The organism is Amycolatopsis orientalis DSM 40040 = KCTC 9412, from assembly GCF_000478275.1.
Classification (GTDB): domain Bacteria; phylum Actinomycetota; class Actinomycetes; order Mycobacteriales; family Pseudonocardiaceae; genus Amycolatopsis; species Amycolatopsis orientalis.
The window spans coordinates 1-18,572 of record NZ_ASJB01000051.1 but is presented as its reverse complement, the minus strand read 5'-3'; the positions used below and the strand labels follow the sequence as shown (position 1 = coordinate 18,572).

The following is an 18,572-nucleotide window of genomic DNA, read 5'->3' as shown; positions in this document are numbered from 1 at the left end:
GGACCGGACCATGACGACCACCATGACCCCGATGCGGGCGGGACGCCGGGAGTGGGTCGGGCTGGCCGTGCTGGCCCTGCCCACCTTCCTGGTCTCCCTCGACGTCTTCGTGCTGATCCTCGCGCTGCCGAAGCTCAGCCAGAGCCTCGGCGCCGACAGCACCCAGCAGTTGTGGATCATGGACGTCTACGGCTTCATGATCGCCGGCTTCATGGTCACCATGGGCACCCTCGGCGACCGCATCGGCCGCCGGAGGCTGCTGCTCGTCGGCGCCACGGCGTTCGGCCTGGCGTCCGTGCTGGCGGCGTTCTCGACCAGCGCGCTGATGCTCATCGCCGCCCGCGCGGTCCTCGGGATCGCCGGCGCGACGCTCGCGCCCTCGACCCTCGCCCTGATCAGCAACCTCTTCCTCGACAGCCGCCAGCGTTCGCTCGCGATCGGGATCTGGGCGGGCTGCTTCACCGTCGGCGCGATCGTGGGCCCGATGGTCGGCGGCGTGCTGCTGGAGCACTTCTGGTGGGGTTCGGTGTTCCTGCTCGGCGTCCCCGCGATGGTCCTGCTGCTGATCGTGGGACCGAAGCTCCTGCCCGAGTACCGCAACGAGAACGCGGGCCGCATCGATCTGACGAGTGTCGTGCTTTCGCTGGTCACGATCCTGCCCGCGGTCTACGGCATCAAGGAACTCGCCCGTGAAGGCGTGCACGTGGTCCCGGTGGTCTCGCTCTTGATCGGCCTCGGTTTCGGCGTGGTCTTCGTGCGCCGTCAGCGCACGCTCGCCGACCCGCTGATCGACCTGAAGCTCTTCCGCAGCCGCGCGTTCACGACGGCGCTGGGCGGGATGTGCGCGTTCACCATGCTCGGTGGCACGACGATGCTGTTCGTCGCGCAGTTCTTCCAGATCGTCCTGGAGCTTTCACCGGTCGGCGCCGCGCTGGCCTTGCTGCCGGGCATGCTCGCGTCGACCGTCAGCTTCCTGACCGCGCCGATCCTCGCCCGCCGCTTCCGTCCCGCGACCCTCATCGCGGGTGGACTGGCAGGCGCGATCGCCGGATTCCTGTTGCTGACGCAGGTCGAGGCGGGCGCCGGTCCGGTGATCCCGTCGATCGCCTTCGCCATCACCTGCCTGTGCGGCGGTCCGCTGATCACCCTGGGCACGGATCTGGTCGTCGGTTCCGTGCCGCCGGAGAAGGCCGGTTCGGCGGCCTCGTTGTCGCAGACCGGCAACGAGTTCGGCTACGCGCTGGGCATCGCGACCGTCGGGACCCTGGGCAACGCCGTCACCCAGGCCCAGCTCGCCGACGCGGTCCCCGCACATGACGCCTTCGCCAGCGGGATGCACGCGGTGTCCGGGCTGGCCGCGCTGGTACTGGCCGCGATCGCGTACTTCGTGCTCAGGCACCTGCGGCACGTGCGCCCTGTCGGCGCCTAACCGAAGAAACCCCGCCGCGGGTACTTGATGATCAGCGCTCCCCCGTGCACGCGCCCGGTGATGACGAACCGGGGCGTGCCGGGGCGGCCGTTCGAGCGGGTCCGGTCGTCGAAGCTGCCGAACTTGATGTCGGTGATCGAGTTCGTGTCGACGGCGCCGCTCTCGGGGATGGTGATCTCCACCGAACCCCATTTGACCTGCAGTTCGATGTACACCACCGGATGCTGGATCTCGGCCTGGGAGAAGTCCAGTTTCGTGGCGCCGTACTTGTTCCGGACCACCATCGACTCCGGGACCAGCCAGTTCCCGTCGCGCTGCAACGCCGAGTACTTGCCGTTGAGCTCCATGACCTGCCCGGACGGCCCATAGGCGTACTGCTGTCGCGGCGGGGCCCACGGATTCTGCTGCTGACGCGGAATCATCGCCGCTTCGGGATGCGTCAGACCGGGCAGATCCGTGAGCACCGCGTTCAGCTCACCGCGGGTCTTGGACGCGAGGGCGCGGTCGGTGCGCTCGGTGAACTCGTCGAGGTTCAGCATCCCGAGGCCGATCGCCTTCTGCAGCACCTCGACGACGTGCTCGCGTTCCGCGTCCGAGACCCGGATGTCCCGTCCGCTCAACGGCTTGGTCTCGGTCGTCGACTGCTCTTCCTCGCCCATGCCTGGAATGGTAGAACCGGATCTCACCCGCGAGATCGGGGAAATACCCTGAACAGACCCGCATTTCACCCCGGTGCCGTCCTGGTGGCGGCGTTCCTTCTGCTGGCCGGTTGCACCGTGGACGCCCAGCCTCCGCAGCCTCCTCCCAAGCCGACGACCCCGCCTCCGTCGCGCGTCGAAGGCGAACCCGTGGACTTCGCAGGTTTTCGCCTGGTCATGTCGACTTCTCCGGCTTCGGTGCTCGATCCCGCCACCGGCGCCACCACTCCGCTCCCGGGCGCTCCCGGCGGGGACAGGGTCAACGAAGTCCTCCGGGTCGGCAAGTTCCCGGTCGTGCTGTCGGCCGCCCGCTGCGGGCCCTCGTGCCTGGAGCCGTCCGAGGTGTTCGTCTACGGGGATCCGAAGAATCAGCCGTGGCGGCTGGGGAAAGCGCGCAGCGTCGCCCCGTCCGCCGACGAAACCGGTGTCTGGCTGATCCGCGACGACGGCGACGACCTGTGCCGCCTCCAGTACGTCTCCCTGCTCGGCGCCGAACGCGACCGCGGCCGTCCGGCGAGCTGCACGACGGCTGTTCGGCAAGAGGTCCCGAAGGGTCTGCTGATCACGGTGAACAGCGGGACGGCCAGCGCCGAGGACGTGCTGATCGACCCCGCCACCGGCCGCGCCGTGCACCAGTTCCCCCGGGTACTCGCGATCACCAAGGACCGGTTGCTGCTCGCCGAGCTGACCAGGTTCTCCGTGCTCGACCTGCGCAACGATCAGCGCACGCCGCTCGAACGGCCGGTGGCCAACGGCACGCCGGGCCCGGTGGTGCCGAGCCGCGATGGCTACAAGGTCGCCGTGCTGTTCGGCGATCCCGCCTGGGCGGGGACGGCGACGCAGGCCGCCGACGTCTGGGTGCTCGCCCTCGACACGCTGACCTGGACGCACGCGCCCGCGATGCCGATCGCGACCCCGCTCAAGCAGGTCGCGCTCGAATGGACCGAGGACGACGCCCTGGTGCTCACCACCGACGTCGTCGCGAGCTGGCGCCTCGATCGTCCACAGTGGACCGTCGTCAAAACGCCCTTGCCCGCCGAGCGGAACCGGTCGGTGGTGACCGTCGCCCAGGGCTGAACTACTCCTCGTCGAGCCCGTGCTCGATGGCGTAGCGGGCGAGTTCGACGCGGTTGTGCAGCTGGAGTTTCCGCAGCGTCGACTGGACGTGGTTCTCCACCGTCCGATGCGAGAGCACGAGTTTCTCGGCGATCTGCCGCGCCGTCATCCCCTTCGCGACCAGGCGCAGGACGTCGGTCTCGCGTTCGGTCAGCCGCGGCGGGGCGGGCCCGTCGTCCGGTGCGTCGGCCATGCGGCGGTATTCGCCGAGCACGAGCCCGGCGAGACCGGCGGTGAACACCGGATCCCCGGCGGCGGTCCGCTTGACCGCGTCCACCAGTTCGCTCGCCGACGCCGATTTGACCAGGTAACCGGACGCCCCGGCCTTGACCGCTTCGAGGACGTCGCTGTGTTCGCCGCTCGCCGACAGCACCAGCACCTTGGTCGACGGCAGCTCCGCGGTGATCTCGCGGGTCGCGTCGACGCCCGAAGTCTCCCCGAGGTTCAGGTCCATCAGCACGACGTCCGGCCGGACCGTCCGCGCGATCCGCACCGCGGCGGGCGCGTCCGGCGCGGTGGCTCGCACGTCGAAGCCGTGCTCGGTCAGGTCGCGGGCGACCCCGTCCCGCCACATCGGATGGTCGTCGACGACCATCACCGACACCTGAGGATCACCGGTCATCGCTTTCCCCTCGCCGCGACTGGCACCTTGACTTCCCATTCCGTGCCCTGGCCCGGTGCGGTGTCGAGGGCGACGCTGCCGCCCAGATCCCGCACGCGTCCCTTGATGGACTCCGCGATACCTAGATGTCCCTCGGCCGTCGCGCGTTCCACCACACCGGGTGCGATTCCGGGACCGTCGTCGCGAACGCTGACCACGACCTCGGTGCCGAGGTCCTCCAGCAGCACCCAGGCATGTGCTTCGGGACCGGCATGCTTTTCCACGTTCAACAGCGCTTCGCGGGCCACCGCGACCAGTTCCGCGGTCACGTGCTCGGGCAGCTGGACCTCACCGGCGGGCGTCGAGACCTGCACCGACGGCGTCGCGAGCAACTGCAGTGCCGCCCGGAGGTCGGTGGTCCCGTTCTCGCTGGGGCGCGTCGGCTCGGTGGTGACCAGCGCCCGCAGCGCGATCTCCTGCTCACCGGCCAGTTTCGCCAGCTCGGCCGCCTCCCCGCCGAATTCGGCGCCGCGTTTGCGCACCCGCGCGAGCACCTGGAGGACGCTGTCGTGGATCGAGCGGGCGAGCCGCTCCCGTTCCGCCGTCGCGGCTTCCATGCGCAACGCCCTGGTCAGCGCGTCGGCCGAGCGGCGGGCCATGGTCGCGGCCAGCCCGATCACGAACCCGCTCGCGGTCAGCAGGAAGCCGTCCCGCGCGACGTCGACGTCGAACCGCCAGCGCACCAGCCCGGTGACCACCGAGACCACCAGCCCCGCGAGTACCCCGCCGAGCGCGCCGAACCGCGTCCCGGCGGCCGCGGGCGGGACCGCCGCCCACACCGTCGTGATGAGCGGGGTGTTGGCGTCGAACTGCGCGGTGGTCAGGATCCACGCCGAGGTGAACATGAGGACGACGGTCAGCGCGAGGTCGACGCAGACCAGCCACGGCCAGCGGCTCGACGGCCGCGCGTAGAACACGCTGCTGAGCACCGTCCACGCCGCCATCACGCCGAACGCGGTCCACGCGAGCCACTGCTTCGCGTAGCCGTCGTAGTGGACGATGAACGAGCCCAGCGCGAAGAGCAGCGTCGTCACGCGAAGCACGATCACCCCGCGCCACAGCGGAGTGGCCGGGTCCCGCGTGCCCAGTGCCGAAACGGCGCGCCAGAGCGGGGTATCGGTCACGGCTTGGCTTTGGCCTCTTCGTCCGGTGAGCCCTGATCGTTCGGTTGCGCCGCCTGATCCCGCAGGACGTCGACCTCGGCGGGATCGGGATCGCGTTCGTGCAGCAGCGACCGGATACCGGCGTTCAGCACCGCGAGCAGCGGCACCGACAGCAGCGCGCCGGCGATCCCGGCGGCCACGAGACCGGCGGTGATCGCGAGCACCACCGCGAGCGGATGCAGCTTGACCGCGCGGCCGAGCAGGATCGGCTGCAGCACGTGGCTTTCCAGCTGCATGACGCCGATGACGATGGCCAGCACGATCAGCGCGCCGACGACGCCCTTCGTCACCAGCGCGATCAGCACGGCGACCGCGCCGGCGATCACGGCGCCGATGATCGGGATGAAGGCGCCGAGGAAGACCAGCGTCGCCAGCGGGATCACCAGCGGCACGCCGACGATCGCCAGCCCGACGCCGATGCCGACCGCGTCGACCACGGCCACCGCCGCCGTCGCGCGCACGTAACTGACCAGCGAGGCGAACCCGCGGCGCCCGGCGACGTCGACCCGGTCCCGCACGCGGCCGGGTACGCCGAGGACCAGGAACTTCCAGATCTGCTCCCCGCCGGAGAGGAAGAAGATGAGGATGAACAGGGTCAGGATGAAGCCGGTGACGATCTCGCCGACGGTGCCGGCCGTGGTGAGCGCCGTGGTGGTGATCGACGCCTGGTTGTTCTGCAGGAAGCCGATCGCCTGGTTGATGAACTCCTGGATCTGCTCCTGGCGCAGGTGCAGTGGGCCGTCGATGAGCCACACCTTGATCTGGTTGAGGCTCTCCGTCAGCTGCTTCTGCAGTTCCGGGAGCCCGGAGGAGAACTGCGCGACGACGAACGTCAGCAGCCCGCCGAGTACCGCGAGCCCGGCGATCAGCACGATCCCGGCCGCCAGCCCGCGCGGGAACTTCAGCGCCGTCAGCTTGGAGACCGCCGGTGCGAGCAGCGCGGCGAGCAGCAGCGCGATCGACAGCGGGATGACGACCACCGACAGGTAGCCGATCAGGAACACGATGACGTAGAGCGCGGCGATCACCACGATGAAACGCCACGACAACGCCGCGCCGATCCGCAGGCCGCGAGGGACCAGGTTGGTGACGTCTTCGGTGGACTCGGAGAGGAACGGGTTCGCCGGATCGAATTCCGGCTGCTTGCGCTGGGGCTCGCTCACCGGCTCACCGTATCGGTCCCGGGCGACGTTCTTGAGCATTCAGGGCAACGCGCCAGGGTCGGATTCCCCCGAAGCGACGCTTGACACACCGCCGTTCGGTCGACTCAGAAGTAACCGGGTCCCGCCAGCGGTGATCACTTATCGTCATCTCGGGCTACACCCTGTGTTCTTCACACGATCGTGCCATCAAGGTGCTCCGAGGATGCGCGGGCCGTCCCCACTTTGCTTATGTCGGTGCCGCAACGACGAACCGGCACACCGAAGCGAGAAGGAGACCGAGTGACGAACGCGGCGAAGAACGAGGGGCGGGGCGCGGCGCGCTTCGGCCGTCTCGCTTCGCGTGCGCTGTTCGTCCTCGGCGGCGCCGTCGCCGGTTCCGCCGCGGCCTGGTGCGTTTCCGACGCCTCCGCTTCCGCCGACGTCGTCCCCTCCGCTCCGGTGATCTCCACTCCCGGAACGAGCGTCACCCCGGTCACCGACGCCACCACGGCCGGGCTGACCGACGTGTCCCGCGGTACCTCGAAGTTCGCCGGCGAGGTGGCGGGCGCGATGTGCGGCGACCGTCACCAGGAAGCCACCACGTGGTCGATGCCGGGCGACGACAAGCCCGCTCCCGCGAAGCACCACTGCGGCGACATCCGCGCCGACGAGCACGAAACCTCCACCCGCGTCAGCGACGCCGTCACCGATTTCGCCGACAACGTGGTGATCACCCCCACCGAGCGGACCCTCGGGGCTGTCGAGCACATCGTGCGCAAGCCGCAGGACACCCGCCAGGTGCTGGACGAGACCTTCGCCCCGTCGCCCGACTTCGGTCGCAAGGTCTGGGAACTCCTCGACCCGAACGGACACGGCGACCTCATCCCGGAGATCCCGGTCGGTGGCGTTCCGCTCGACCCGAGGTCCCCGCTGGAGACCGGCGGCGCCGGCGAACAGGTCACCGACTTCGCCCAGCTGGCCATGACCCAGTTCCCCGCTTCCTCCGAGACCGTCCTCCCGATGCCGGCCTTCGTGCAGCAGCACGGTGCCTTCGATCAGGTCGAGGACGCTCCGGCGCGCGACGGTCACCACGGTGACTTCCCGCGTCCGCTCACCCCGGCGCCGCTTCCCGTCGCGCCGTCCATCCCGACTGTCCCCGGCGGCGGCAACGCCCCCGGTGGTCACCTCGACGGCCTGACCTATGGCGTCCCCGCCTGGGTCGCCTCCGCCGTCGAGCGTTCCCTGGCCGGCACCACGCTGGCCGGTACGCGGTACATGCCGCTCACCCCGGGCTCGCAGCCCGGCGTCACTCCCGACTGAACACCTCCCTCCGCGGGGTAGCCGACGCGCCCTACGCCTCCCGATTCCGGGCTTGGCTTCGCGTCCGCTCCTGATCCCCGCGAAACGGCGGTGCGCTTTTTCGCGCCCGCAGTCGCTCCACCCCCCTCTGGTGCCACTCACTCGACATGGATCGAGGGCACCTCCTTGAACCCGAAAGGGAACCCGAAATGAAGGAGAAAAACCCCATGCAATCCTGGGCAAAGCGCGGACTCCAGACCGCGTTGGTCACGGGTGGGTTGTTGATGCTGGGCACCGGCATCGCCTCGGCTGACGAACAGGTCAACCCCGACACCCCGGCCTCCCCGCTCGACGCGAACGTCACCGTTCCCATCGAGATCGACAACAACGCCGTTGGCACGCCCCTCGGCCAGGCCGACCTCCCCGGCTACAAGGGTGAAGTCAGCACCAAGGCCGTCACCAAGCCCGTCTCGGACGCGCTGGACTCGGCTTCGTCGCCCGGTGGCAGCACCGACGGCATCGGCGGGGGGCTGCCCCAGCTCTCCAGCAAGGGCGCCGTCCCCGCGCCGCTGGCCGCCAAGGACTCGGCCCGTCAGGTCAGCGGTGGGCTGACCGGTGGTGGGTTCACCACCACGGACGACATCCTCAAGGGCAACAAGGTCGTGGGCGACGTCGTCGTCCCGATCCAGATCGTCGACAACGCCATCGGCGTGATCGGCGACGCCGAGGTCGAGGGTGGGACGCACGACCAGACCTGGTCGCACAACCAGGACGTCGAGACCACCGGTGAGGACTCCAGCCTCGCCGGGAACGTCGTGTCCCTCGACTGGGCGCTGCCCATCCAGATCGCCGGCAACGGCGGCGGGCTCGCCGGTGGCACCGGCCGCGTGGTCGGCGGTTCCGCCAGCCAGAGCACCACCGAGACCGGCAACATCACCACCGACGGCGAGGGCTCCGCCCTTTCCGGCAACGTGCTGGCCGGTCAGTTCGCCACCCCGGTCCAGGTCACCGGCAACGCCGCCTCCTGGATCATCGGCAACGCCAACAGCTCCGGCTACGAGGCCGAGACCGACGCCACCTCCGGCGGCTGGGTCGAGACCGACGGTGACGACAGCGCCCTCGGCGGCAACGTCGGCGCGGTGCCGATCGCCCTCCCGGTGAAGTTCAACGACAACGCGGCGGCCGCGTGGGGTTCGCTCGCGAACTCCAACAGCAGCTCGTCCGCGGACGCGCAGGCCGGCGACACCACGCCCGGCTGGAGCAACGTCCCCAGCTACGTCCAGACCTCCGGCGAGGACTCGGCCGTCGCGGGTAACGCGATCGTGCCGCAGACCGCGGACGTGGCGAACGTCGGCGGCGTGGCCGCCAGCTGGATCGGCCTCGCGAACACCGGCAAGGACGGCGGCACCAGCCAGTCCAGCGTCGTCGACGCCGGTGGCTTCGTCAGCTCCGAGGGCGAGGGCTCCGCGGGTGGCGGCAACATCGTCGACCCGGCCGTGGCCGCCCCGGTCGAGGTGACCTGCATCGCGGGCACCTACATCGGCAACGTCTCCGCCACGTCGTGCGAGAACACCGTCGACGCCAACGCGGGCAACGGCAGCCACACCACCGGTGAGGACTCCACCCTCGCCGGGAACATCGTCAACACCCAGGCCGCGCTGGCCCCCGAGGTCTACGGCGTCGGTGGCTCGCACATCGGCCAGGCCGTCGCCGAGGCGACCGAGACGAAGACCGTGACCGCCGGCGGGTACGACGGCACCACGGGCGACGACTCGTCCGGTTCCGGCAACGTCGTCCAGGTCCCGGTCGCGGGCCCGGTCGAGATCTTCGGCGTCGGTGGCTCCTTCATCGGCCAGGGCTCCGGCTCGGCCGACGAGACCAAGGTCATCTCCGGTGGCGGCGGTGGGAACACCAACGACGACAACGGCTTCCTGAGCTCCAACCTGGGCACCGTGCCGGTTTCGCTGCCGGTGCAGGCGTTCGGGATCGGTGGCGCGTTCATCGGTCAGGGCCACGGTGGCGCCGACGGCGACACCACGTCCAACGCGGGCGGCGACGTCCACGCGACCGGTGACGGTGGCGCGGGCGCGGGCAACCTGGTCTACGGCCCGGTCTCCCTGCCGGTGCAGGCGCACAACTTCGCCGCGGTGCTGGGCGGAATCGCGTCGGGCGAGGGCTCGAACCTGACCGACTCGTCGGCCGGTGGCGACGCCACCGCCAACGGTGAGGAAGGCGCGCTCGCCGGGAACATCGTCCAGACGCCGATCGGTGGCGCGGTCCCGGTGACCGGGCACGGCATCGCCGGTGCGGGTATCGCCAAGGGCAACAGCCTGAACGACGTCATGTCGGCGGCCGGCGGCGACGCCACCACCAACGGTGACGGCGGATCGGTCGCGGGCAACATCATCGGCGTGCAGGCGCTGCCGCTGGTGCCGGTCACGCACGACGCGATCTCGGCCGCCGGTATCGCGACCGCCGAGGGCTCCGACACCATCGACGCCACTTCGGGTGGGACCGTCGAGACCTCGGGCCTCGACGGATCGCTCTCGGGCGACATCCTCGACCTCCCGATCGCGGCCGACCCGGAGGTGTTCGGCGACGCCATCGCGGCGGCCGGCGGCGTCTCCAAGACGAACGCGGAAAGCATGATCACCGGTCAGGCCGGTGGCGACAGCATCACGGACGGCAGCGGAGAAGCCCTTTCCGGGTTCAACTTCCACCACCCGTTCGTCTTCGTGATCCCGCTGAACGAGCTCGAAATCCCGGTGCTGGCCATCGCGGAAGAGAACTCGGAAGACTCCACCGAGATCAACGGCGAGGAGTTCACCCGCGCCTTCACCGACTCGGTCGGTTCGGAAATGCCGATCGACGCGCTGCCCGCGCTGCCGTTCGGTGCGGCCGCCCTGCCCGCGGCTCCCGCGGTGCCGTCGCTGAACGGTGCCGGCGCCCTGCCGACCACCCCGGCGATCGGTGGCGCTCGCGCCGACGGCCCCCAGGTCGGCACCCTGCCGGTGCAGCTGGCCGGACTGACCGCGCTGAAGCAGCTGGGGACCATCCCGGCTCAGCTGCCGAAGTCCGACCTGCCCGAGCTGCCCGGAACCCCGGCTCTGCCCGGTATCCCGGCGCTGCCGAAGGCTCCGTCGCTGCCCGGTGACACCGCTCGTGCGGACGCTCCGAAGCTCGCGCAGCTTCCGGCGCTGCCCACCGCCGGCGCCCTGCCGGTCGGCCAGCTGCCCGGCCTCGGCAACCTGCCCACCGCGGGCAACCTCCCGGTCGGCAAGCTGCCGGTGCAGCTCCCCACCTCGGGCACGCTGCCCGCGGTGAGCGGCACCCCGGCGATGCCGACCGCGCAGGTTCCGGCTCTGGCGAACGTCGACTCGTCGCCGCTGAGCATGTTCCAGCGTTTCGTGGGCACCCTGACCGGCAAGAAGTTCCACACCATGTGAACCTGCCAGTCGGCTGACGCCACTGTTTGACACGAAGCGGGCCCGGGAGACTCTCCCGGGCCCGCTTCCTTTTTGTCTCCAGGAGCTGAAGGACGCTTTCACCGCATGTCATGCGGTGAAGGGCGCTTTCGTCGCATCGCATGCGGGGAAAGTTCCCTTCAGCCCCCCGGGGTGAACAGCGCGTCCTGAGCGGCGCCCATCGCGGTCAGCACCGCGCCTTCCAGTACCGCGCTCCCGCCGACGGTCCCCGCCCGGACCTCGGTCCGCAGCGGCGAGATCTCCGCGAGCCGACGGCTCACCCGGTCCGCGAGCGCGTCGCGGCCGGCCCGGCCGACTTCGCCGCCGAGTACGACACAGCCCGGGTCCAGCACCGCCGTGACCGCGGCCGAACCGATCGCGATCCGCTCGGCGACGATGTCCAGGAACTCCCCGGCACCCGCGTCGATCGCGTACCCGACAGCCGCCGCGGCCGCTTCGGCGTCGTCGGCGGGCGAAGCCGGGATGCCGTGCGCTCGGGCCAATTCGCAGAGCGCGGCGCTGCCCGCGAGGGTGTGGAAGCCGCCGTCGCAGTCCGTCGCCGTCGGGAGCCTGCCGGGTCCGAGCATCGGCAGGAACCCGATCTCCCCCGCGCCGCCCGAAGCGCCCCGGCGCAGCGAGCCGTCGAGGACGACGGCCGCGCCGACGCCGTAGCCGAGCCACAGCAGGACGAACGTGTCCCGGTCGCGGGCGGCGCCCAGGCGTTGTTCGGCCGCGGCGGCGAGGTTGACCTCGTTCTCCAGCAGCACCGGGATGCCGAGCCGCCGTCGGAGTTCGACGACGAGTTTCCCGTGCCACGCGGGCAATCCCCCGGCGGGCCGCAGTCCGCCGGTCGCCGGATCGACCAGACCGGGGGCGCCGACGGCGATCGTGTGCAGCTCGGTCGCGCCCGCTTCGGCGGTGGTGGTTTCGAGCAGGGCGATCGCGCGCTCGACGGCCAGATCGGTGTCGACGTCCAGGTCGAACGGCAGGGAGGCCTCCGCGCGCGTGCGCCCCAGCAGGTCCGCGACCGAAACGGCCATGCCGTGCGTGCGGATGTCGAGGCCGGCGAGGTACGCGCGTTCGGCGACGATGCCATACAGCTTCGCGTTCGGCCCGCGGCGTTCGGCGCCCGCTTCACCGACGATCGCGATCAGCCCGGCGTCCCGCAGGCGGTCGACGAGGTCGGCGACGGTCGGCCGGGAAAGCCCGGTCGACGTCTTGAGCTGCGCGGCCGTCAGCGGACCCTCGCGCTGGAGCAGGTCCAGGGCCAGCCGGTCGTTGATGGCCCGCGCGGTGCTCGGGGAGGCGGACGGCATCCGAATGACACTCACCGGCAGATCCTCCCAGAATTAATTATCAGGTTCCCTTCCTGATAGTTTACGCTGGCCCTCATCGGTTGTCTCGTGGACCTTGGGGGCCCAGTGAGTAATGCAGTGGAAACCGTCGGCAGGCCGACTCGCCGGGTGCGGCAGGCCCGGGTCGCCATCGCCGCCATCTTCGCCGTGCACGGCGCGGTGACCGGCAGTTTCGCCACCCGGATCCCGTGGATCCAGGACCACGCGGGGATCAGCGCGGGCCAGCTCGGCCTCGCGCTCGCCTTCCCCGCCATCGGCGCCTCGCTCACCATGCCGCTCGCCGCGCGGATCGGGCACCGGCTCGGCGGCAGGCAGGGCATGCGGCTGCTGCTCGCGTACTGGACGCTCGCCCTCATCCTGCCTTCACTGGCGGGAAACCTCTTCACCCTGTGCGTGGCGCTGTTCTTCTTCGGTACCGCGGCGGGCACCTCGGACGTCCTGATGAACGCGCTCGGCGTCGACGTCGAGGAGAAGATGGGCAAGTCGGTGATGTCGGGACTGCACGGCCTGTGGACCACGGGCGCGCTCGTCGGTTCAGCCGCCGGAGCGCTCGCCGCGCACGCCGCGCTGGACGCCCGGGTGCATCTGGCGATCGCGTCCGCCGTGCTCACCGTCACCGGAGCACTGCTCTGCCAGGGTGTCCTCGACGTCCGCAGCGCACCCGACGAGCACCCGCCACCGCGGTTCGCGCTGCCGCCGAAGTCCGCCGTGATCATCGGTGCCGTGGCGTTCTGCGCGGTCTTCGCCGAGGGGGCGAGCCTCGACTGGTCGGCCGTCTACCTGCGTGACGTACTCGGCACCTCGCCCGGTATCGCCGCCGCGTCGACCACCGCGTTCACCTGCACGATGGCGGTGGCCCGGCTTTGCGGCGACGCGCTGGTGAGGCGCTTCGGCTCGGTCAAGACGGTCCGCGCGGGCGGTGCCTTCGCGACGGCGGGCGGCCTGCTGGTGGTCCTGGCCGCGCATCCGGTGATGGCGATGGCCGGTTTCGCGTTGATCGGGCTCGGCGTCTCCGTCGTCGTGCCGCTCGCCTTCGCGGCGGCCGGACGCAGCGGGCCGACGCCGAGCCAGTCGATCGCGGGCGTCGCGACCATCACCTACTCCTCCGGGCTCGTCGCCCCGTCGCTGATCGGCGGGATCGCCGACCTGACGTCGCTGACGGTGTCCTTCGGGCTGGTCACGCTGCTCGCGATCGGCCTCGTGGCGGGCGCCGGGGTGCTCCGCTCCCGCTAGCCGAACTGGAGGGAGCGCTTGGCGAGGCCGTACCAGTAGCCGTCGATGACGGTCTCGCCTTTCCCCTCCGAAGAACTCGCGCCGAGCGAGACGAACAGCGGCGCGAAGTGCTCGATCCTGGGGTGGGCGATGGCCGCGGCCGGCGCCTTGTGCTGGAAGTCCAGCAACGCGTCGAGGTCGCCCGCACGCAGGGTTTCCGCACCCCAGTGGTCGAATTCGCTCGACCACGACGGCGGCGCGCCGTCGGTGCCGTCGGTCTGGCGCAGCGCGCTCAGGTTGTGGGTGAAGAAGCCGCTGCCGATGATCAGCACGCCCTCGTCGCGCAGGGGCGCGAGCTTCCGGCCGAGGTCGAACAGCTCGCGCGGGTCCAGCGACGGCATGGACACCTGGAGCACGGGGATGTCGGCGTCCGGGTACATCTCCACGAGCGGGACGTACGCGCCGTGGTCGAGACCGCGTTCGGGCGCGTCGTGGACCGGCGTCTGCGTCGAGCGCAGGAGTTTCCGCACCTTCTCCGCGAGTTCGGGAGCGCCGGGCGCGGCGTATTCCACCTGGTAGTAGCGATCCGGGAAGCCCCAGAAGTCGTAGACCAGCGGCACCGTGGTGGTGGCACCGAGGGTCAGCGGCGCCTCTTCCCAGTGCGCGGAAACGACGAGGATCGCCTTCGGCTTTTCGAGGTCCGCCGACCAGCCGGCGAGCTGGCGGGTCCAGGTGGCGTCGTCGGCGAGCGGCGGCGCGCCGTGGCTGAGGTAGAGCACCGGGGTCATGTCAGCTCCAGGTGTTTGAACTTTCAACTACTACGATAGACGACGCCGCCGCGTTCGCGCTTATTCCCGTGCGAGGTTCGCCGCCATCCGTTCCAGCACGCCGACCGTCATTCGGTACTCGTCGTCGCTGATGCCTTCGGTCGCGCGCGAGCGGAACTCGCCGACCTTGGTCTTCAGTCGGAGAAACATCTCCTGGCCGGAAGCGGTCAGGGCGCCGTCATTGTCGATCCAACCGCGAGTGCGCAGGTCGCTGCTGGTCTCCCGCACTTCCCCGAAGGGGGACAGCGCCTCGTCGGGCGAGGCTCCGCTGTCGATCGTGTTCAGGATCTGCCAATGGCGGCGCGTCAGCCCCTCGGTGGCGAGGACCCGATCAAAGGAAGATTCGAGAGCCTGGTGAAGGTGGGCGAACCAGAATCCGATGGGCTTCATGGATACTCCTCCATGTAGACGGCAACTACATGTAAAAGTACATTCAATTGAGGATGGGACGATGACGGACGCCGTGGCCGACGTGGAACGCGCGATGATCGCCATCCGGCGGAGCCAGGCGAGGCGCTCGCTGTCGAAGCTCGCCCGCGACCGCGCCGAATCGATGCCGGACCAGGCGGTGCAAGGGCTGCTCGACGCCGTCGAAGCGGCCGAAGAGAGTGGCGAGCCCGGCACCGTCACCAGCCTCGCGGCGGCCTTGACCATCGACCAGCCGCGCGCCAGCCGCCTGGTCGCGCGGGCCGTCGACGGCGGTTTCCTCCGGCGTGAGGCCGATCAACGGGACGGCCGCCGCGCCGTCTTGGTGCTTACCGAAACCGGCCGCGCCGAGGTGACGCGGATGCACGAGTTCCGTCGCTCGGTGTTCGCCGAGGCGATGGCGGACTGGCCGGAAGAAGATCGGCGCGAGTTCGCCCGGCTGCTGACCGCCTTCGTCCGGAACTATGGCGCGCTCGGGCGCTAGCGAGCGGCGCCCGAGGGGAATGGACCGAGGAGGACCGAAAGATCTTCGGTCCTCCTCGGCCGCTTCGTCGACGACCTCACCGCGCGGTTGGCGCGCCTGGACGACGAGTAACCCGGTTCACTTGCCGCAGAACACCGTCCGGACGAGCTTGGTCAGCGCCGCCGGATACGACGGGAGCGGGTCCTTCTCGGGATCGCCCGCGGTGATCGACGCCGTCAGCGTCTTGCCGCCGTCGGGCGTGCTGTACATCAGCGCCGCGTAGCCGTTGTTGCTGCCGTTGTGGTTGAGGACGGTGCCGACGCAGCCGGCGCCCAGGTCCTGCGAGAACTGCCCGAGACCGTAGAAGCCGTAAAGGCTTTCGCTGCCGGGGTGCGTCTTGCGCATCTCGGTCATCAGCCAGGCCGGGAGGAGCTTTCCGCTCTGCAGCGCGGAAAAGTACGTCTGGAGATCCTTGGTCGTCGAGATCATGTCGCCGGCGCTGGAGATCCAGGACGGGTTCTGGTGCGTGACGTCGATCGTCTTCCGTTGGCCCGCGTCGTCGTACTGGTAGTACGCGTGGGCATACGGCTGGGGCATCCCCGGCCACGCGCCCGGCGACAAGGTGTCACGCAGCTTGAGCGGCCGCAGGATCCGCCGGTCCAGCTCCTCGGCGAAGGGACGGCCGGTGAGCTTCTCGACCAGCAGCCTGGCCACCACGTAGTTGGTGTTGGAGTAGTCCCAGCGCGCGCCCGGCTCGAAGACCAGTGGCTTGGAGACCGCCAGCCGGACCAGCTCCTCCGGCCGGTAGGTGTGGAAGCGCTTGTCCACCCATTCCTTGCCCGCCCAAGGGATTCCGGGTGTGACCGTCCCGTCCGGGTGGTACTGGCCGGTGTGGTTGAACAGTCCGCTGGTGTGCTGCAGCAGCATCCGCACGGTGATCCGCGAGTCCAGCCCGAACTCGGGAAGGAACCCCGCCACCGGGGTGTCCAGGCCGATCCTGCCCTCGGCCACCAGCTGCAGCACGAGGGTCGCGGTGAAGTTCTTCGAAGTGCTGCCGACGCGGAAGTGGCCGTTCGTCGGCGGTTTCGCGGTCCCGCCCAGCTCGCGGACCCCGGCGCTGCCGGTCCATTCGCCCCGTTCGTCACGGACGCGGAGCTGCATCGCGCCGAACCCGGCGTCGACGAACTCCTGGAGGACTTGCCGCAGTTCCGGGCGATCCTGCCCGGCGGAGGCCGAGGGCACGGTCACACCTGTCAGCAGCGCGGCGGCCAGCGCGACGAGGCCGATCCGGCGGAAGGTCTTCGGTGTCTTGGTCATGGTGACCACGTTCGCGGGCCGCGCTGACACGGGACGGTCACGGCGCTGACACGCGGGCTCCGATGCCGTCGAGCAGGAAATCGAGGCCGATCCGGAAGGTCTCGTCGGCGGTCAGGTGGACGGCGTCGTGCACCACCGTGGCCAGTGCGGGGAGCTTCCCGGTGGCGAAGGACCGCTGTAGGTAAGGCCCGAGGGTGGCGTGCCAGCGCTTCTCGTCCAGCCCGGTGGCCCGCTCCGCGCGCCGCTCGGCGATCTCCCGGCGTACCGCGCCGATGGTGTACGCGTTGACCGCCGAGACCACCGGCATCGCGGAGTCCACGCCGATGTCGCCCAGCGCCGCCATCACGGACTCCGCGGTGGCCAGCGCGTTGGGCCCGAGTTGAGGGCGGCCGCCCAGGAGGTCGGCGAGCCATTCGTGCCGGTGAACGACGTGCCGCATGGCGTGGGCGAGCGAGCCCAGCACCTCTCGCCAGCCGTCTCCGGTGGGCCGGATCTCGGCGTGGGCGGCGTCGACCATCAGGTCGAGCAGCTCCTCCTTGCTCTCGATGTAGCCGTACAGCCGCATCGGGCCGACGTCCAGCGCGGTGGCGATCTTGCGCAGGGACACCGCGTCCAGGCCGTCCGCGTCAGCCAGCTCGATCGCCGCCCGCACGATCCGCTCCCGGCTCAGCGGGGCCAGAGCGGGTCGACTCGGCGGCTCCGGCCGCTCCCACACCACCATGCGGCGACAATACACCGCATCGTTCGATACAGTGTATTGATCAATACACTGTATCGAAGGAGTGCGACATGACCATCGCCATCGTCGGAGCGGGGCCCGGCGGCCTGGCTCTCGCCCGCGTTCTGCACGTCAACGGCATCGATGCCGTCGTGTACGAGCGGGAAGCGTCGCGCGACGCCCGAGGCCAGGGCGGCATGCTCGACATCCACGCCGACACCGGGCAGCGGGCGCTGCGCGACGCCGGTCTCTTCGACCGGTTCTCCGCGATCGCCCGCAACGAAGGCCAGGACATGCGGCTTCTCGAGCCGGACGGCACTCTGCTGCTGCAGGAGGACACGCCCGACGACGCGCCGTTCGCGCGGCCCGAGATCGACCGGAGCGACCTGCGTGACCTGCTGCTGGACTCGCTCCCCGAGCACACGGTGCGCTGGGGGCACGCTTACGAATCCGCCGGAGACGGCGTGCTGCGCTTCGGCGATGGCCGCAGCGCGACGTACGACCTGCTGGTCGGCGCCGACGGGGCGAACTCCCGGGTCCGCGCGCTGCTCACCGACGCCCGTCCGGCGCATCTCGGGCACAACCTCGTCGAGCTTCGCATTCCCGGCATCGACCGGACCCATCCCGACCTCGCGGCGATGGTCGGGCGCGGCACCTACTGGGCGCTCGGCGACGGGAAATCCCTCGCGGCGCAGCGCAACGGCGACGGCACCGTGCGCGTGAGCCTCAGCTTCTACGGCACCGACGAGGAATGGTTCGCCACCAGCGGGATCCCGCTCGGCGATCCGGCGGCCGCCCGGGCGTGGCTGATCGAGCGGCTCAGCGGCTGGGACGCCCGGTTCACCGCGCTGATCGAGGCCTGCGACGACGTGGTCGTGCCGCGGTCGATCACCGCCCTGCCGGTCGGTCTGACCTGGCCCTCGGCACCGGACGTCACCTTGATCGGCGACGCCGCGCACCTGATGCCGGCGGTCGGCGAGGGCGCCAACATGGCCCTGCTCGACGGCGCCCTGCTCGGGCTCGCGCTGGCCGCACGGCCGGACGACTTCCCCGCCGCCGTCAAGGCGTACGAACACGAGATGTTCGAACGCGCCGGTGCCGCCGCCCGGATGTCCGAGCGGGTCCACGATCTCCTGATGGCGCCGGACGCCGCCCGGAAGATGCTCGCGTTCTTCCAGCCGGACTGAAGGGTCCTTCAGCCCGCGCTGGTGGACACGCCGCTAGGCCGTGTCCTGCAAGTCTTGTTCGCGGTCTTCGCGCCCAGGCGGTCCCTGACGGCACG

General features: G+C 70.4%; 16 protein-coding genes. 7 read left to right on the top strand and 9 right to left on the bottom strand.

The window, feature by feature from the left end:
- The first annotated feature begins 10 nt into the window (after positions 1 to 10).
- The gene (locus L324_RS16550) at positions 11 to 1,429 is read left to right on the top strand and encodes an MFS transporter (protein ID WP_037308557.1); all 1,419 of its coding nucleotides are present in this window, start codon (positions 11 to 13) and stop codon (positions 1,427 to 1,429) included.
- Here L324_RS16550 and L324_RS16545 read toward each other — a convergent pair.
- On the bottom strand, positions 1,426 to 2,088 hold the full coding sequence (locus tag L324_RS16545) for a DUF1707 SHOCT-like domain-containing protein (protein ID WP_037308553.1): 663 nt from the start codon (positions 2,086 to 2,088) through the stop codon (positions 1,426 to 1,428). The genes L324_RS16550 and L324_RS16545 overlap by 4 nt on opposite strands.
- Positions 2,089 to 2,304: 216 nt before the next feature.
- Between L324_RS16545 and L324_RS16540 the strand changes: the two genes are divergently transcribed.
- Positions 2,305 to 3,204 carry a hypothetical protein gene (locus tag L324_RS16540; protein WP_235783552.1) on the top strand — a complete coding sequence of 300 codons (900 nt, stop codon included), beginning with the start codon at positions 2,305 to 2,307 and terminating at the stop codon, positions 3,202 to 3,204.
- A 1-nt stretch (position 3,205) separates the two neighbouring features.
- Here the strand turns inward: L324_RS16540 and L324_RS16535 are convergent, their stop codons facing one another.
- Genes L324_RS16535 through L324_RS16525 form a run of 3 tightly spaced genes read right to left on the bottom strand, consistent with a single transcriptional unit; the run spans position 3,206 to position 6,230 of the window.
- Positions 3,206 to 3,865 (bottom strand): response regulator, encoded by a 660-nt coding sequence (locus L324_RS16535; protein WP_037308547.1) that lies wholly within the window; start codon positions 3,863 to 3,865, stop codon positions 3,206 to 3,208.
- Positions 3,862 to 5,028: a MacS family sensor histidine kinase gene (gene macS, locus L324_RS16530; protein WP_037308544.1), complete on the bottom strand. Its 1,167-nt coding sequence runs from the start codon at positions 5,026 to 5,028 to the stop codon at positions 3,862 to 3,864. The genes L324_RS16535 and macS overlap by 4 nt, the downstream gene beginning before the upstream one ends.
- The gene (locus L324_RS16525) at positions 5,025 to 6,230 is read right to left on the bottom strand and encodes an AI-2E family transporter (RefSeq protein ID WP_037308971.1); all 1,206 of its coding nucleotides are present in this window, start codon (positions 6,228 to 6,230) and stop codon (positions 5,025 to 5,027) included. Before L324_RS16525 ends, macS begins: the two co-directional genes overlap by 4 nt.
- Positions 6,231 to 6,509: 279 nt before the next feature.
- On the opposite strand from L324_RS16525, the gene L324_RS16520 reads away from it, so the two are divergent.
- Positions 6,510 to 7,529, top strand: coding sequence for a hypothetical protein (locus L324_RS16520; RefSeq protein WP_037308541.1), 1,020 nt, complete (start codon positions 6,510 to 6,512; stop codon positions 7,527 to 7,529).
- A 206-nt stretch (positions 7,530 to 7,735) separates the two neighbouring features.
- Positions 7,736 to 10,954 (top strand): beta strand repeat-containing protein, encoded by a 3,219-nt coding sequence (locus tag L324_RS16515; protein ID WP_051173937.1) that lies wholly within the window; start codon positions 7,736 to 7,738, stop codon positions 10,952 to 10,954.
- Positions 10,955 to 11,112: 158 nt separating this feature from the next.
- Here the strand turns inward: L324_RS16515 and L324_RS16510 are convergent, their stop codons facing one another.
- Positions 11,113 to 12,303: an ROK family transcriptional regulator gene (locus tag L324_RS16510; protein WP_201769662.1), complete on the bottom strand. Its 1,191-nt coding sequence runs from the start codon at positions 12,301 to 12,303 to the stop codon at positions 11,113 to 11,115.
- A gap of 90 nt (positions 12,304 to 12,393) precedes the next feature.
- On the opposite strand from L324_RS16510, the gene L324_RS16505 reads away from it, so the two are divergent.
- Positions 12,394 to 13,560, top strand: coding sequence for an MFS transporter (locus tag L324_RS16505; RefSeq protein WP_037308535.1), 1,167 nt, complete (start codon positions 12,394 to 12,396; stop codon positions 13,558 to 13,560).
- Here L324_RS16505 and L324_RS16500 read toward each other — a convergent pair.
- Together L324_RS16500 and L324_RS16495 are read right to left on the bottom strand one after the other, a co-directional pair.
- Entirely contained in the window at positions 13,557 to 14,327 is a 771-nt protein-coding gene (locus L324_RS16500; RefSeq protein WP_037308532.1) for a dioxygenase family protein, read from the bottom strand. The two genes, L324_RS16505 and L324_RS16500, sit on opposite strands and share 4 nt — an antisense overlap.
- A gap of 60 nt (positions 14,328 to 14,387) precedes the next feature.
- Positions 14,388 to 14,756 carry a winged helix DNA-binding protein gene (locus tag L324_RS16495; protein ID WP_037308530.1) on the bottom strand — a complete coding sequence of 123 codons (369 nt, stop codon included), beginning with the start codon at positions 14,754 to 14,756 and terminating at the stop codon, positions 14,388 to 14,390.
- 61 nt (positions 14,757 to 14,817) lie between these two features.
- On the opposite strand from L324_RS16495, the gene L324_RS16490 reads away from it, so the two are divergent.
- Complete coding sequence (locus tag L324_RS16490; RefSeq protein WP_037308527.1) at positions 14,818 to 15,276, top strand: MarR family winged helix-turn-helix transcriptional regulator; 459 nt, start codon at positions 14,818 to 14,820, stop codon at positions 15,274 to 15,276.
- Between the two features lie 117 nt (positions 15,277 to 15,393).
- On the opposite strand, the gene L324_RS16485 is transcribed toward L324_RS16490, so the two are convergent.
- Positions 15,394 to 16,572: a serine hydrolase domain-containing protein gene (locus tag L324_RS16485; RefSeq protein ID WP_037308524.1), complete on the bottom strand. Its 1,179-nt coding sequence runs from the start codon at positions 16,570 to 16,572 to the stop codon at positions 15,394 to 15,396.
- Between the two features lie 37 nt (positions 16,573 to 16,609).
- Positions 16,610 to 17,293: a TetR/AcrR family transcriptional regulator gene (locus tag L324_RS16480; protein WP_037308520.1), complete on the bottom strand. Its 684-nt coding sequence runs from the start codon at positions 17,291 to 17,293 to the stop codon at positions 16,610 to 16,612.
- 68 nt (positions 17,294 to 17,361) lie between these two features.
- Between L324_RS16480 and L324_RS16475 the strand changes: the two genes are divergently transcribed.
- Positions 17,362 to 18,477 carry an FAD-dependent oxidoreductase gene (locus L324_RS16475; protein ID WP_037308516.1) on the top strand — a complete coding sequence of 372 codons (1,116 nt, stop codon included), beginning with the start codon at positions 17,362 to 17,364 and terminating at the stop codon, positions 18,475 to 18,477.
- Positions 18,478 to 18,572: the final 95 nt, after the last annotated feature.